14 protein-coding genes are annotated in these 15,163 nt (G+C 64.7%); 9 read left to right on the top strand and 5 right to left on the bottom strand.

From position 1 onward, the window contains the following. Positions 1–7 precede the first annotated feature (7 nt). Positions 8–919: a LysR family transcriptional regulator gene (locus tag PW947_RS28030; RefSeq protein ID WP_299635619.1), complete on the bottom strand. Its 912-nt coding sequence runs from the start codon at positions 917–919 to the stop codon at positions 8–10. 296 nt (positions 920–1,215) lie between these two features. On the opposite strand from PW947_RS28030, the gene PW947_RS28025 reads away from it, so the two are divergent. From PW947_RS28025 to PW947_RS28010, 4 genes are all read left to right on the top strand, one after another. Continuing rightward, positions 1,216–1,491 carry a hypothetical protein gene (locus PW947_RS28025; protein WP_299635618.1) on the top strand — a complete coding sequence of 92 codons (276 nt, stop codon included), beginning with the start codon at positions 1,216–1,218 and terminating at the stop codon, positions 1,489–1,491. A gap of 127 nt (positions 1,492–1,618) precedes the next feature. Further along, positions 1,619–2,221 (top strand): YSC84-related protein, encoded by a 603-nt coding sequence (locus PW947_RS28020; protein WP_299635617.1) that lies wholly within the window; start codon positions 1,619–1,621, stop codon positions 2,219–2,221. A gap of 12 nt (positions 2,222–2,233) precedes the next feature. Further along, the gene (locus PW947_RS28015; RefSeq protein ID WP_299635616.1) at positions 2,234–4,942 is read left to right on the top strand and encodes an excinuclease ABC subunit UvrA; all 2,709 of its coding nucleotides are present in this window, start codon (positions 2,234–2,236) and stop codon (positions 4,940–4,942) included. 147 nt (positions 4,943–5,089) lie between these two features. Then, positions 5,090–5,830: a hypothetical protein gene (locus PW947_RS28010; RefSeq protein ID WP_299635615.1), complete on the top strand. Its 741-nt coding sequence runs from the start codon at positions 5,090–5,092 to the stop codon at positions 5,828–5,830. A gap of 37 nt (positions 5,831–5,867) precedes the next feature. Here the strand turns inward: PW947_RS28010 and PW947_RS28005 are convergent, their stop codons facing one another. After that, a complete protein-coding gene (locus PW947_RS28005) occupies positions 5,868–6,815 on the bottom strand; it encodes a LysR family transcriptional regulator (protein ID WP_299635614.1) in 948 nt (315 codons plus the stop codon). A gap of 128 nt (positions 6,816–6,943) precedes the next feature. Here PW947_RS28005 and PW947_RS28000 point away from each other — a divergent pair, with 128 nt between their 5' ends. Continuing rightward, positions 6,944–7,918 carry a DMT family transporter gene (locus tag PW947_RS28000; protein ID WP_299635613.1) on the top strand — a complete coding sequence of 325 codons (975 nt, stop codon included), beginning with the start codon at positions 6,944–6,946 and terminating at the stop codon, positions 7,916–7,918. Between the two features lie 89 nt (positions 7,919–8,007). On the opposite strand, the gene PW947_RS27995 is transcribed toward PW947_RS28000, so the two are convergent. Beyond that, complete coding sequence (locus tag PW947_RS27995) at positions 8,008–8,511, bottom strand: GNAT family N-acetyltransferase (RefSeq protein ID WP_299635612.1); 504 nt, start codon at positions 8,509–8,511, stop codon at positions 8,008–8,010. A 101-nt stretch (positions 8,512–8,612) separates the two neighbouring features. Here PW947_RS27995 and PW947_RS27990 point away from each other — a divergent pair, with 101 nt between their 5' ends. Then, positions 8,613–9,584 carry a LysR family transcriptional regulator gene (locus tag PW947_RS27990; protein ID WP_299635611.1) on the top strand — a complete coding sequence of 324 codons (972 nt, stop codon included), beginning with the start codon at positions 8,613–8,615 and terminating at the stop codon, positions 9,582–9,584. 175 nt (positions 9,585–9,759) lie between these two features. Continuing rightward, positions 9,760–10,125, top strand: coding sequence for a hypothetical protein (locus PW947_RS27985; RefSeq protein ID WP_299635610.1), 366 nt, complete (start codon positions 9,760–9,762; stop codon positions 10,123–10,125). A 123-nt stretch (positions 10,126–10,248) separates the two neighbouring features. Here PW947_RS27985 and PW947_RS27980 read toward each other — a convergent pair whose 3' ends face one another. Continuing rightward, entirely contained in the window at positions 10,249–11,052 is an 804-nt protein-coding gene (locus PW947_RS27980) for a transglutaminase family protein (protein ID WP_299635609.1), read from the bottom strand. A 221-nt stretch (positions 11,053–11,273) separates the two neighbouring features. Between PW947_RS27980 and PW947_RS27975 the strand changes: the two genes are divergently transcribed. Next, entirely contained in the window at positions 11,274–11,492 is a 219-nt protein-coding gene (locus tag PW947_RS27975; RefSeq protein WP_299635608.1) for a hypothetical protein, read from the top strand. Between the two features lie 31 nt (positions 11,493–11,523). On the opposite strand, the gene prpR is transcribed toward PW947_RS27975, so the two are convergent. Continuing rightward, positions 11,524–13,587 (bottom strand): propionate catabolism operon regulatory protein PrpR, encoded by a 2,064-nt coding sequence (prpR, locus tag PW947_RS27970; protein ID WP_299635607.1) that lies wholly within the window; start codon positions 13,585–13,587, stop codon positions 11,524–11,526. A gap of 279 nt (positions 13,588–13,866) precedes the next feature. On the opposite strand from prpR, the gene PW947_RS27965 reads away from it, so the two are divergent. Continuing rightward, positions 13,867–14,748, top strand: a complete 882-nt coding sequence (locus PW947_RS27965; protein WP_299635606.1) for an isocitrate lyase/PEP mutase family protein — start codon at positions 13,867–13,869, stop codon at positions 14,746–14,748. Positions 14,749–15,163 lie beyond the last annotated feature (415 nt).

The raw sequence follows: 15,163 nt of genomic DNA, 5'->3' as shown, positions 1-15,163 counted from the left end.
GATAATTTCAGGATTCTTCGTGCGGCTCCCAGTAACCTGTCAAGCGCTCCTGCATAAAGTCGAGGAAGCAGCGAATCCGCAGTGCGAGCGTGCTGTTGCGGTAGTACACCGCGTGGATGGGTTGAAGCTGCGTAACGAGGTAGTCCGGCAAAACCGGCACCAGCCGCCCGCTTTCGATATCGCGTGCGGTCATGAAGCCGGCGAGGCATGCGATCCCCTGCCCTGCGAGCGCCAGCTGCCGGATCGTCTCGCCGCTCGACGCGCGCAGCGCCGGCGCGATCTGCAACGCGTCACCGCCTTGATGCCGAAGCGGCCAGGTATTGAGGAAATCCGGTTCGGTGAAACCGAGCAAGGTGTGCGACGTCAACGCGTCGACGTGAGTGGGCGCGCCGTGCTTCGCGAGGTAGTCGGGACTCGCGAGCACGTTGAGCGTACTCGCGCCGAGCGATCGCGCGTGCAAGGTCGAATCGCTGAGCGCGCCGATCCGGATCGCGATATCCGTGCTTTCGGCGAGCAGATCGATATTCAGTTCGTTGGTGTTGAGTTGCAGTTCGATGTCCGGATACAGCGCGCGAAACGCGTCGATGTGCGGCACGACCGCGTGCAGCATGAACGGCGTCGCCGCGTTGATGCGCAAGCGGCCGACCGGACTGTGCTGGCGCGCGCTCAGATGTTCTTCGAGCGCGTCCATCCGTTGCAGGATGTCCTTTGCCTGCGCGAAGAAAAACGCGCCCTCTTCGGTCAGGTTCATCCGGCGCGTGGTGCGGTTCAACAGCGTGACGCCGAGCTTTTCCTCGAGCTTCGACACCGTGCGGCTGACCGCGGACGGCGCCAGATCGAGTTGCTGGGACGCGGCCGTCAGCGAGCCCGCCTCGACCACCGTGACGAACACGCCCAGTTCGTCGGAGTTAGCTTTCATGGGAAATCCGGTGAGTGGCGATGACGAAGTTACGCGCAATCATGCCCTTCTTTTCCGGACGGCTCCACACGGTGCCCTCCAATTCCCGAAAAGCGCGGTGTACGCGGCTTTCCGGAGAGCGAGAGCCGGTGCGGTTTGCGGGTAAGCCGCAGCTTAAAAAGGCGAGGTGGCACGCGAACTGCTACAGACGAATCGCGCACGAAGCGCGGTCGTTCAAGGAACGACGGTTTTGGACGTAATACAGACATGTCCAGCATCTGCAACACGCAATACATTACTTTTTCCGAGGTCAGACGATGACTAGTCCACTTCCATTTGAATCCGCGCGGGTGCGCCCGGCCGCTGCAGGCACCGTCGAGGACATCAAAAACGCCGAACAGGTGCGTATCTGGCGCTGGTATGCGCACATGATGGAAGAGCGGCGTGTGCTCTGCGAACGCGAAGGCGTGTCGTGGACGATCTTCGTCGACTGTCGGCAGATGGCAAAGGAATCGTCGTTCGAAACCGCGATCCGGGCCGCCTACACGATGATGCGCGCGCTCACTGCGCTCAACGTACTCCGCGTCGCCTGAGTCCGGCGCGAACGAGGAACCTTCTGCCCCCTTGACCTGTCTGCCCAACAGCACGCGCAATCGTGCTGACCCGACAGCGGACAAAGTCACGGCGATATCGCCGATACCATCACAACAAGGGGAACAGATGCAACGCCGACAATTCATTCTTTCCAGCACCACGCTGCTGGCCGCGGGCGCCCTCATCGGCACGTCGGCGCTCACGGGCTGCACGACCACCTCGCCTTCGTCCGACGCATCGCCGTCGGCCAATGCCGGCAAACGTCAGACCATCGACGCCGGCGCGGACGCCACGCTCGCCCGTCTGACCGAATCCGTGCACGGCTCGCGCGAACTGCTCGCCAAAGCGCAAGGCGCACTGGTTTTCCCTGAAGTGATCTCGGCGGGTTTCTGGGTCGGCGGTCAATACGGCCAGGGCGCATTGCGAATCGGCGGCCGCACGGCGGGCTACTACAGCATCGCCGCCGCATCGTTCGGACCGCAGATCGGCGCGCAATCGAAAGCGATCGTCATGCTGTTCATGACGCAGGAAGCGCTGTCGAAATTCACCAGCAGCCAGGGCTGGGCCGCTGGCGTCGATGCGACCGTTGCCGTGCTGAAGATCGGCGCGAACGGCAATGTCGATACCTCCACCGCCACCAGTCCTGTCGAAGCCTTCGTGTTGACCAACGCGGGTCTGATGGCGGGCGTGTCGCTGGAAGGCTCGAAGATCTCGCGGCTGATCATCTAGCCGGCCAGCCGGATGGCCACCCGTAACGCCAGCCGCGACGCCGCCGATGCACCCGCCACGACGCCGTTGCACGACGGCTTCGTGCGGGTGCGCGGCGCGCGCGAACACAATCTGAAGAACGTCGATGTCGCGATTCCGCGCGATGCGCTCGTCGTGTTCACCGGCGTCTCCGGTTCGGGCAAATCGTCGCTCGCGTTCGGCACCTTGTACGCGGAAGCGCAGCGGCGCTATTTCGAATCCGTCGCGCCGTATGCGCGCCGCTTGATCGATCAGGTCGGCGTGCCGCAAGTCGATGCGATCGAAGGATTGCCGCCCGCCGTCGCACTGCAACAGCAACGCGGCACGCCGAACGCGCGATCGTCGGTCGGCAGCGTGACGACCTTGTCGAGTCTGGTGCGGATGCTGTATTCACGCACCGGCCACTATCCACCGAAACAACCGATGCTGTTCGCCGAGGACTTCTCGCCGAATACGGTTCAGGGCGCGTGTCCGGCCTGTCACGGGCTGGGCCGCGTGTACGAAGTCACCGAGCGTTCGATGGTGCCCGACGACTCGCTGACCATCCGCGAGCGCGCGATCGCGGCATGGCCGCCCGCATGGCATGGACAGAATCTGCGCGACATTCTGGTCACGCTCGGCTACGACGTCGATACGCCGTGGCGCGATCTGCCGAAGAAAGATCGCGACTGGATCCTGTTCACCGACGACACGCCCACCGTGCCCGTCTACGCCGGACTCACGCCGAAGGAAACGCGCGCGGCGCTAAAGCGCAAGGCCGAACCCAGCTATCAGGGCACCTTCACCGGCGCGCGCCGCTATGTGCTGCACACGTTCGCGAACACGCAAAGCGCGCTGATGAAAAAGCGCGTGTCGCGATATATGGTCGGCAGCGAATGCGCGAGCTGTCATGGCAAGCGTCTGAAGCCGGAAGCGTTGTCGGTGAGCTTCGCCGGCCTCGATATCGGCGAGTTTTTGCAACTGCCGATCGCCGCGCTTGCCGCGATTCTTGCGCCGATCGCGCGCGGCGACTGGCACGCGGCGCACGAGGCGTCCGCGTCTGCATCGGCAGCAGCGGCGGACGACGTGCTGACGCGCGCGGCGATTCGTGCGGCGACCCGTCGGCGAGTGGCGGCCGGTGGCTCCGCGCATGCGGCATCGCCCGATGTGCGGCGCACGCCGAATCTGTCCGAAGAGAAACGCGTCGCGGCGCAGCGGATTGCGGCCGAACTGCTCGAACGGTTGACCACGCTGATCGATCTCGGGCTCGGTTATCTCGCGCTCGAACGCAGTACGCCGACCTTGTCGTCCGGCGAACTGCAACGCTTGCGGCTCGCCACGCAACTGTCGTCGCAATTATTCGGTGTGGTCTACGTGCTCGACGAACCGTCGGCCGGTTTGCATCCCGCCGATGGCGAAGCGCTGTTCAGCGCGTTGCAGCGACTGAAGGCGGCGGGCAATTCGCTGTTCGTCGTCGAACACGACGTGCAGATGATGCGTCGCGCCGACTGGCTGGTCGATGTCGGACCCGCTGCTGGAGAAGCTGGCGGTCATGTGATCTATAGCGGACCGCCCGACGGTTTGAAGACGGTGAAAGCGTCGCAGACGCGGCGGTATCTGTTCGCATCGGAAGCGCTCGAAGCACTCGAAGCACCCAGAAAGACGGCCACCCGAAAACCGCGCGCGCCGAACGGCTGGCTGCGGCTTGCGCACATCACGCGCAACAACTTGCGCGACCTCGATGTCGCGTTTCCGCTGGGCTGCTTCACGACCGTGACGGGCGTCTCCGGCTCGGGCAAATCGAGTCTCGTCAGCCAGGCGCTGCCGGAACTGGTGTCGGCGCAACTAGGCCGTGCACTCGATCCCGTCGAAGAAGACGAACTCGATCCCCTTCTCGCGTCGGCAGAAATGCCGACGGGCGGCGAGATCGTCGACGGGATGGCGTCGATACGAAGACTCGTGCGCGTCGATCAAAAGCCGATCGGCCGCACGCCGCGCTCGAATCTCGCGACTTACACGGGGCTCTTCGATCACGTGCGCAAGCTGTTCGCCGACACGCCGATGTCGCGCAAACGCCGCTATGGCGCAGGACGGTTTTCGTTCAATGTCGCGCAAGGGCGATGTCCGACCTGCGAGGGCGAAGGTTTCGTCAGCGTCGAACTGCTGTTCCTGCCGAGCGTGTACGCGCCGTGTTCGACCTGTCACGGCACGCGATACAACCCGCAAACCCTCGAAGTCAGATGGCGCGAGCGCACGATCGCCGACGTGCTGGCGATGACCGTCGACGCCGCGTGCGCATTTTTCACCGACGAGGCTCAGGTGATGCGCGCGTTGACGGTATTGCGCGATATTGGTTTGGGATACTTGCGGCTGGGGCAACCGGCCACCGAGCTATCCGGCGGCGAAGCGCAGCGCATCAAGCTCGCCACCGAATTGCAGCGCGCCCAACGTGGCGAGACGCTTTATATCCTCGACGAGCCGACCACCGGCCTGCATCCGGCCGATGTCGACCGGCTGATGGTGCAGCTTCAGGGGCTCGTGGACGCCGGGAATTCGGTCGTCGTGGTCGAGCACGACATGCGGGTCGCGGCGCAGAGCGACTGGATCCTGGACATCGGTCCCGGCGCGGGCGATCAGGGCGGCAAGCTGGTGGTGTGCGGTACGCCGGCGGAGGTCGTGGCGAACGGTGCGACCGGAAAAACGGCGTTTTATCTGGGCCGTTGACACGCGGTAGATCCGGCTACGTTGCGACGCGGGCTTTCCCGCAACAACCCGCGCGCCGCACCGACGCCGCCGTCCTTCGCCGCAAAAAGCCTTACGCCGTTCCCACGGAGTGACCGGCCGCGTAAAAACCTATGTAAAAATCCCGCAATGTCCACACGAATCCGCCACCGCAGCCCGATCCATCGCGTCTTGCTGCCGATCATCCTGCTCCCCGCAAGCCTGCTGCTGACGGCGTGTCACCAGGAAACCGCAACGCAGGCCGTCACGCCGGCATCGGCTGCGACGTCGGCGCCGGAGCCGGCCGCGAACTACGTCGGGCAGATGGGCCAGGCCTATGTGTATCGTGAGCCGCAAACCGGCTCGCTCGAACTGGTCCGTTTCGTCGGCGATGTCGATGCGCTGCCGAGCGTGCAGATCGGCGAGACCAACGGACAACGTCAGGTGATCGTGTCGTGCTCGCTGCCGTGCGTATCGCCGGTCCAGCACGTCTACGAACGCGGCCGGTTGACGGGCACGCAGCAATTCACGCTGGAACCGGATTCGCTGATGTCGCATGTCTACGCGGATATCGCGAATCACCGCTTGCAAAGCGCCACCGACGTCTCCGTGCAACGCGTGACGCCCAAACCGACAAGCGACGCTGGTGCCGAGATCAACCGTCGGCCGCCGTGCGGCATGCCGCCGCCGTGGCCGCCAGGCGCGAACGGCGGATTCGGTGGACCGGGCGGGCCAGGTGGACCGGGTGGACCCAATGGAGCGAACGCGCCTCAAAACGCCTCCGGTCCGCAACGTGGCCGCCCGCCCGGCCCGCCCCGATTCGGCGACGCGTCGCAACCGCCTCCGCCGCCCGGACCGGGTGATTGCGACCGTCCGCCGCCGCCCGGCTGATGTCGGTAGACGTGACGTCACGCGTCGTTTCACGACATCACGTCGCGCACGTTGCCGCGCTTGCGCCGCCGTGCTGATCCAGCCGCTGCGCCAGATAATCGATCAACACGCGCACTTTCGGCGGCAGGAAACGGTTCGGCGGGTACAGCAACCAGACGGAACCGACGTACGCGCGCGCATCGAGCGTCCAGTCGGCCAGTACCTGTACCAGCGCACCGCTCGCGAGCGCTTCGCCGGTTGCGAATTCGGGCAAGGTCGCAATCCCTAAACCCTGTTGCGCCGCTTCGAGTCGCGCGCCCGCGTGATTCGCGATGTAGCGGCCGTGAACGTCGATCGTCAGCGTCTCGCCGGCGCGGCTGAAACGCCAGCGGTTGTCGTCGGCGGTCTCGCCGAGGTACAGGCAATCGTGTTGCGCGAGATCGCGCGGATGGTCGGGCGTGCCGCGTGCCAGCAAATACGCCGGCGACGCGCACAGAACCCATCGCACCGTACTGATTCGTCGTCCCGCGAGACCTTGCGGTGGATGCGCGGTTAGACGGATCACGAGATCGACATCGCTGTCGAGCGGATCGACGTCGTGATCGTTGAATTGCAATTGCAGATCGACCTCGGCGTAAGTGCGCAAAAAATCCGGCACCAGCGGATGAATCACCGATTTCGCATACGCGGTCGGCGCGCTCAAACGGACTTTGCCCTGCGGCCGGCCGACCAGTTGTCCCGCCGAATCCACCGCCGCCGATGCCGCGCTCACCATGTCGCGGCAGTAGCGCACCACCTGCGCGCCCGATTCCGTCACCCGCACCTTGCGCGTCGAGCGCTCCAGCAAGCGCGTGGCGAGCGCTTCTTCGAGACGCTTGATCTGGCGGCTGACCGTGGACGGCGTGCTGCCGAGTTGCCGTGCCGCCACCGAGAAATTGCCCGCATCGACGACGCGCGCGAACACCGCCATATCGGGCAGTAACGCAAACAGTTCTGCTGGATTCACCGTCACTCCGGTCATCGGGATTAATGCATTTGCGACACAAAGGCTGTGCGCGCTAACCCGATTATCATCGTGTATGCAACGACTGACAATGCATGTCCCGCCATCGCTTTCCTTTCGGACATCGTGTCATGAGCCAACCGTCGCATCCGTTTCACCCCGCTTCGCGGTCGCCCGCGCGTCGCCACGAACGCGTCGCGCTGTGGTCCGATCTGATGCTGCTGGCGGTCGCCGTCGTGTGGGGAACCAGTTACGGCGTCGTCAAAAGCGCCCTCGTGTTCTATCCGGTGCTTGGCCTGCTTGCGCTGCGCTTCGGCATCACGTTCGCGTTGCTGTCGCCGTCGCTGCGCGCGCTTCGTCACGCGGACGCGCGCACGCTGCGCGGCGTCGTCGGTGCGGGCGGGGTGCTGTTCGCGATTTTTCTGTGCGAGACCTTCGGCGTGTTGCTGACGCGTGCCGCGAATGCCGCGTTTCTGATCAGCCTGTGCGTGGTGCTGACGCCGCTGCTCGAATGGCCGCTGCTCAAGCGCAAGCCCGGCGGCATCGAATGGGCTGCGGTGTCGTTGTCGCTGGTCGGTGCGTGGCTGCTTGCCGGCGATGTGTCGCTGACGCTGAACACCGGCGATCTGCTGATTCTCGCGGCGGCATTGCTGCGCGCGCTGAACGTGTGTCTGACGCGGCGCGTGATGCGCACTTCCGCGTTGCCGCCGCTGACGGTGACGGCCGTGCAATCGGGCGTGGTGGCGATCGGCAGCGTCGTGGCGGCGTTGACGGTGGCGCCGGATCAGTGGCGTCATGTGCCGTCGTTCGCGGCGCACAGCGGATTCTGGTTCAGCGTCGTGTATCTGATTCTTGCGTGCACGCTGTTCGCATTCTTCGCGCAGAACTACGCGATCAAGCGCAGCAGTCCGACCCGCGTGGCCTTGCTGATGGGCAGCGAACCGGCGTTTGGCGCAGTGTTCGCGTGCGTGTGGCTGGGCGAGTCGATCGCGACGCGCGCGTGGCTCGGCGGCGGGCTGATCGTGGCCGCATCGCTGCTGGCGACCGTGCGCTGGCGCCCCGCGTCGGCAGCAGCAGCGCAGTCGATCGAAGCGCAAACGCCCTGACCGGTGACGGCGCGTCTGCCGCGTCGTCACCGGATGACGTCAGCGCGCCCCATCGCGATACCGCTGGCGATCATCTCAGCGCAACTTGCTCAACCCGCCCCATCCGGCGACGTCGCGAACGCGCGGATCGCGTCGCCTTCCATCCGGTATCGAATCCACTCGTCCTGCGGTTGCGCGCCGATCGACCGGTAGAAGCCGATCGCCGGTTCGTTCCAGTCGAGCACGCTCCATTCGAAACGCCCGCAACCGGTTTCCACCGCGATGCCCGCCAGATGCTGCAACAGACGTTTGCCTGCACCGACGCCGCGCGCATCCGGTGACACGTACAGGTCTTCGAGATAGAGGCCGGGTTTCGCGAGCCAGGTCGAATACGAAAAAAAGTAGACGGCGAAACCGACCGGCTTGCCGTCGAGTTCGCAAATCAGCGCCTTCGCGGGCGAGTGCGCGCCGAATAGCGACGAGGTGATCGTGCCAACGGTTGCGGCGACCTGATCCTCGGCCTTTTCGTAGACCGCGAGTTCGGTGATGAAACGCAGGATGAGCGCCGCATCGTCAGCGACGGCGGGCCGGATATGGAGTGTCTCGAATGTCATATGCGTGAATCGGTTCCTGTGATGAGGCAACAGCCGGACGACGATGGTAGGCGAAAGCGAAGCTGCATATACTGCATTTTCTTCAACGCAAGATGAATAGCATGCATCAAGACCTTCGCCGGCTGGATCTGAACCTGTTGCTGGTGTTCGATGCGCTGGTCCGTCATCGCTCGGTGACGCTGGCCGCCGACGAGCTGGCAATCAGCGCGTCGGCGCTCAGTCATGCGCTGGCACGGTTGCGCGACGCGCTCGCCGACGAACTGTTCGTGCGGATCGGCAACGAAATGCGGCCCACGGCTGCCGCCGAACGGATGATGCGCCCGATCGGCGAGGCGCTCGGCTTGCTGCACGCCGGTCTCGCGCCCGCGCGCCGCTTCGATCCCGCCGATAGCGACCGCACCTTCGTGTTCGCCGCCACCGACTACACCGCGTTCGCGATCCTGCCGGCGTTTATCGCGCGGATGCAGACGGCGGCGCCGAAACTGCGCTTCAAGGTCGTGCATTCGCGCGGCCGGGAATCGGCGGAAGAACTGGCGTCGGGCCGGATCGATTTCTCGCTCGGTTATGAGGAAGACGAATTGCCGTTGCCGCCCGGCGTCGAAAGCGCCGACTGGTTCGCCGACGATTACGTGGTGATCGCGAGCCGGCAGCATCCGTCGATCCGCCGCAAATTGAGCCTTGCGCAGTATCTGGCCGCGCGGCACGTGGTGGTCACGCCGTGGAACGAGGCGCGCGGCTCCGTCGATCTCGTGCTCGAACGGCTCGGCGTGGCGCGCGAAGTGGCCGTGCAATTACCGACGGTGCTGGTCGCGCCGTTCATCATCGCGCATTCGGATCTACTGATGACGGTGCCGCGTCACGCCGCGCTGACCTTGCAGGACGCCGCGCCGGTCACGCTGTTCGCCATGCCGTTCGCGATGCCGCGCTACACGCTGAAAATCTATCAGCACACGCGCCATGCGGGCACGCCCGCGCATACGTGGATACGCGAGCAACTGCTCGCCACCGTGCCCGAATTCTTGCCGCCTTCGACACCCCGTCCGATGCCGCGTCGCAGTGGCGCGCGACGCTAAGCCGGCCGTCGCGTCGCGCGCGCGTGTGGGCGAGCGCACGCGCGGGTTTCACGAGAACGGTATTTCCCCGAATGGGATGCTTTTTTTGTGCATTGGCGTGGTATCTTTTTGCCGTAGGAGACGTGGTTTACCGCGAGCGGTAGACCGAACTCAATGATTCTTCGAGAGCGTCGCTATGGATGAAGTGCGCCACCACCTCAGTCCGCGAGACCGTGTTGAGCTGCTGTGCTGGCTCACCTGCGGAAATCTCGGCGCGTACTATCTGAACGAGTCCTGGCCGTCTGCGGATTTTCACGTGCAGGCTGCGCATAAATGGCTCGATCGGCACAAGCGGCAAGCCGAGTGGCTGACCGTCGCCAGGTTGTCCGCCATCGCACAAGATATCGCCCGGCAGCATGCCGGTTTCGTCGATGCCGTCTGGGCACGCGACGCCGTAGAAGAAATCCTCGATACCGACGACCTCGATTACCAGGCCACCCTCGTCAGGGAAGTGCTTGGCGATTGCCGGTTGGCGCTCGAAGAGAAACGCCAGGCGGATTGACGCGTTTCCGGGCTGCGGGCAGTGCTGCGGACCGTGAGCCGCGTGCCGGTTTTCGGGCGCGGCGGTTCGGGCGCGTTTCAGACTGCCCCGAACGCCTCACCGCCCAAACGGCACGCGCTGTCGCTACGCCTCGTCGCAATGCACCGCGAAATGCGTCAGCACGGCCGCGCCGAACGCATTGCTGATCGCGACATCGGCCGCATCGCGACCGCGCGCCATCAACACCCGCCCGACGCGCGGCGCGTTGTTGCGCGGATCGAAGGTCTGCCAGCTTCCCCCCACATAGGCCTCGAACCAGCCCGCGAAATCCATCGGCGCGGTGACGGGCGGCAAACCCACATCGCTGATATAGCCGGTGCAGTAACGCGCCGGAATGTTCATCGCGCGACACAGCGTGACGCCGAGATGCGCGTAATCGCGACACACGCCCCTGCGTTCGCGATACGCCTCCCACGCCGTCTTGGTCGGGCGCGCATGCTCGTAGCCGAATTCGATGTGCCGGTGCACGAAGTCGCAGATCGCCAGCACGGTTTCGCGCCCCGGCACGCACTGGCCGAACATCTGCCACGCGATTTCCACCATCAGATCGGTTTCGCAATAACGGCTGCCGAGCAGAAAGATCAGCGAATCGTCGGGCAGTTGCTGGACCGGATGGCCCCAGCCGTCGCGTGGACGGGTTTCGAATGCGCCGGACACATCCAGCAGCGCGGTGGTGCGCAACGACAGACGTCCGGTTGGCGCGACGATACGGCTACACAGATTGCCGTAGACGTCGCGATATTGGGCAATCGGCACTGGCGGATCGGTGACCAGCAAGTCCGGGACGACGACATCCTGCGCATGGGAAAAATGCGTATTCAGCATCAACATCATCGGCGTGGGCTGCGGGCACTCGTACGACAGTTCGTATCCGACGCGAAGTTTCATCGACGCCTCCATGATGGGGTGATGCGGTGGGCCCGAAGCTCGGGCGCGCGTCGACGCAAGCAGCGACACGTCGATAGTCCCACGCCGCACGGCTTTACGCTCGCATTCAAAAACTTGAGGCCGCGACTAAAAAACGTTTGCGCATCAACTGTTCCAGCCATGCTGGCGGACAAATGCTGTCCGCTTGTAAAGTTTGTCGGGTTCAGGCCGTTACCTGGGGCATGGATAACGAAAACGACATCCCCTTCGGCCCCGCGCATCCCAGATATCTGGAGACGCTGGCCTTTTGCATGAGCGTCGATACGATTCGCAAGGCGCAGGGCAAATCGGACCCGAAGGAGTTCGCGTTCGGCACGCACGAGTGGATGAGCGCCCAACAGGACTTGATGCGCGACACGCTCAGAATGATGGGCATCGATCCGGGCGTCGAGGATTGCTGACGCGCCGGCGCGGGTGCGGCTGTGCGTGGGGTTAGGCGCCTGTCGAGGTCGAACCGTCGCGATTCGTCTTCAGCAGCCGCCATAGCGTGGTGCGGCTGATGCCCAGCCGTTTTGCCGCGCCGCTGCGGTTTCCGTTCGATTGGGCCAGCGCGCGCTGCACGTCGTCGAATGTCACCGGCGCATCGCCGGCGCCGAAGCGCCGCACGTCGGCGTCGTCACCGGCGCCGTAGCCGGCCGCACTGCCCTCACCGCGCTCGCGCTCATATTCGCGCCGCGCGTCGCGCTCCGCGTCGAGCAGTTCCGGAAACACCGCCAGCAGATCGTCGCGCGAGCCATTTTTCAGCTCCGCATGGTGAATTGCGGCGCGCGTCAGCAGATTGCCCAATTCCCGCACATTCCCCGGAAAACCATACGACGCGAACAGCGGCTCCAGCATCGTCATCACGCCCGCGCGCAGTTCCGTCTGCGGTTGCGGATTCGCGTCGGCAGCGGGCGCATATTCCGCAACGAGTTCGCCCAGCAGATGGCTCGCGATCTCGCGCACGTCGTCGCGCCGGTCGCGCAGCGGCGGCAGATGGATATTCAGCACGTTGAGCCGGTAGTACAGATCGGCGCGAAAGCTGCCTTGCGCGACCAGCGCTTTCAGATCGCGATGGGTCGCCGCGATCACGCGCACGTCCACCGGCGTGGCCTGGGTCGCGCCGAGCTTGACCACGTAACGCTCCTGCAGCACGCGCAGCAAGCGGCTTTGCAGCGACGCGGGCATTTCACCGATTTCGTCGAGAAAGATCGTCCCGGTATGCGCCGTTTCGAACAGCCCCGGTTTGCCGCCGCGACGCGCGCCCGTGAACGCGCCTTCTTCATGGCCGAACAGCTCGCTCTCGATCAGCCCTTCGGGCAGCGCCGCGCAGTTGAACGCGACGAACGGATTGCCGCGCCGGCGGCTCGCGCTATGGATACCTTGCGCGACCAGTTCCTTGCCGGTGCCGCTCTCGCCCGTCAGCAGCACGGTGGCGTCGTGGACCGCGCCCGTCAACGCGAGACGGCGGACCTTGTCCATCGCCGCCGACGCACCGACCAGATCTCCCAACCGATGTCGCGCGACGAGGTTGCGCGGCCGCTGGCTGGTGCGCAGCGTGCGGTCGATCCGTTGCGCGACGAGCGCATCCTGCACCGTCAGCACCGCGCCGGTCCGCGCGCCGTGTTCGGTGATCGGCATGCAGGTAATGCTGAGCGCGCGGCCGTCGATATGTTCGATGCTGTCTTCGATCGGCGTGCCGCGGGTGCCGCCGTCACGCAGAAAACGTCCGATCCGCGCGGTCAACGCCAGTTCCGCCTGCGCCGGGTCCGACAGACCGAGCAGCGACAGCATCGCCGGATTGACCGCTTCGAGACGGCCGCTGTCGTCGAAGGCGGCCACGCCGTCACGCAGATGCGCGACGATCGTATTCAGGCGCACGCGTTTCGATTCCTTGTCGCGGCTCACGCGCGCGAGTTCGACCGCGTGGCTGAACGCTTCGTCCACCGCGCCGAGCGAATACAGGAACACGCTTTCGATGCCCGCGCGTTCCGCGAAATCGCAGGCCATGCCCGGACCGATGATGGCTGCGCAATTGCGCGCGGCGAGATCGTTGACGGCACCGCGCACCTCGTCGACCGAACGGTACGCACGCTGAAGGATGTCGACGTTCAGCCATGCGCGCAGTTCGTCGATCTCCGACGAGATCGCATCGTGCAGCACGAGTCCGATTGGCTGGCCGGGATGCGCGGCGCTTGCCTGTGCGATCGCCTGCATGATGTCGAAACCGTTGACCTTGACGGTGACGACCGGCACCGGCAGATGATCGCGCAGATATGCGCCGTTCGACCCCGCCGCGATCACGACATCGACCGTGCCGCCTTCGAGATGCGCCTCGAGCGCAGTGACCGCCGCGCCGTAGCCCTCGCGCAGCGGGAAGATGCGCGCGCTGTGCTGATAGCGCGGCGCGACCGCCTCGCACAGCGACTGCAGGCGGCTGATGCTGACCACGGCAATGCCGGGACGCGCAGCGGCGAGCGGAGCGCCGTGCGGCAGCGAAGCGGAATGCGCAACCATGGGACTGTTCCGTCGTGTTTCACCGAGATGACTGAAACAGTTTGATGAAACGATGAAACCATGTCAATTCCCTTTCAGATCACGTAAACACGAACTATCTTCATGATTCTTAAACGTTTTTTAACGTCTGATAAAAGTTGCTATTTGCATGGCCCGAATCATGCACTAAGACCTGAAGCGCGCGTCTCGACGCGCGTTTCCGTCGACGGCAACGCGTGTTTTGCGATTCCCTTTCGCCGCCTTTCCGTCGCGCTTTGCGTCTTATTGAAGGAGCCTGTCATGCCAACCTCGACCGCGCGACGTCGCGCCGCTTTCCGCGCCCGCATCGACCAGCGCAATGCGCTTATCGTGCCCGGCGCATTCAACGCGCTGGCGGCGCGCGTCGCCGCCGATAGCGGATTCGAAGCGCTGTATCTCACCGGTGCCGGCGTGACCAATATGTCGCTGGGCCTGCCCGATCTGGGCTTTATCGGTCTGAACGAGATGGCCGGACACACCACGCGGATACGCGACGCGGTCGAGTTGCCGCTGATCGTCGATGCGGATACGGGCTTCGGCAATGCGCTGAACGTGCGTCACACGATCCGCGCGCTGGAGCGCGCGGGCGCGGACGCGATCCAGCTCGAAGATCAGGTGATGCCGAAAAAATGCGGACATTTCGCGGGCAAGCAGGTGATCCCGACCGCGGAAATGGTCGGCAAACTACACGCGGCCGTCGATGCCCGCGAGGACAGCAACCTGCTGATCGTCGCGCGCACCGATGCGGCGGCAGTGCATGGTTTCGACGACGCGATCGAGCGTGCGCACCGCTTTGCCGAAGCCGGTGCCGACGTGCTGTTTATCGAAGCCGTGGAGACACCCGACGAAATCGCGCGGATGCCCGCGATGTTCGATGCGCCGTTGTTGCTGAACATCGTGATCGGCGGCAAGACGCCGACCACGCCGCAGCGCGAACTTGCGGCGCTCGGTTATGGCGTCGTGCTGTACGCCAATGCGGCGTTGCAGGGCGCGGTGCTGGGGATGCAGCGCGCACTGGGACGCTTGCGCGACGACGGCAAGCTCGACGAGGACCCGGATCTGGTGGTGCCGTTCGGCGAGCGGCAGCGCCTCGTCGGAAAGCCGTTATTCGATTCGCTCGATGCGAAATATGCCGCCGGGTGACTGCGCCCTCTTCCGGATCCATCATCCGGGCGGCTGCGCAACCTGGTCGAATAGACACAGTTGTCTTTCAAACTCTTACCGCCGCAGCGGCGATTCGAGGTGTCGGCGCATCGCATCGACGCCTCCCGCCACTGTGCGCAGACACCTCGCAGACGCCGCGCAACGCCTGTCGAGCGTAGCGGAGCGCGCGAATCGCGGGCGACGGCGGCGCGTCGCGCACGCATGAAAAAGCGTGGCTGACGGACACTGTTTTCGCGTCGCCGCGCATGGCGGCGCGCCGCGCTCGCATACGGTCTCTGTGAAAAAATAGCGGCCATGACTCACCGCACTTTTTCGATCGACGCGCGACGGCCGTTGCGCGACAACTCGCGGGACATCCGGCCCATCGCACGGTTCTTCGGCGATGGATCGGTGG

The sequence above is a fragment of the Paraburkholderia sp. genome (assembly GCF_028283785.1).
Lineage (GTDB): Bacteria > Pseudomonadota > Gammaproteobacteria > Burkholderiales > Burkholderiaceae > Paraburkholderia.
The sequence above is the reverse complement of the archived record's forward strand: the minus strand, read 5'-3'. Positions and strand labels throughout refer to the sequence as shown.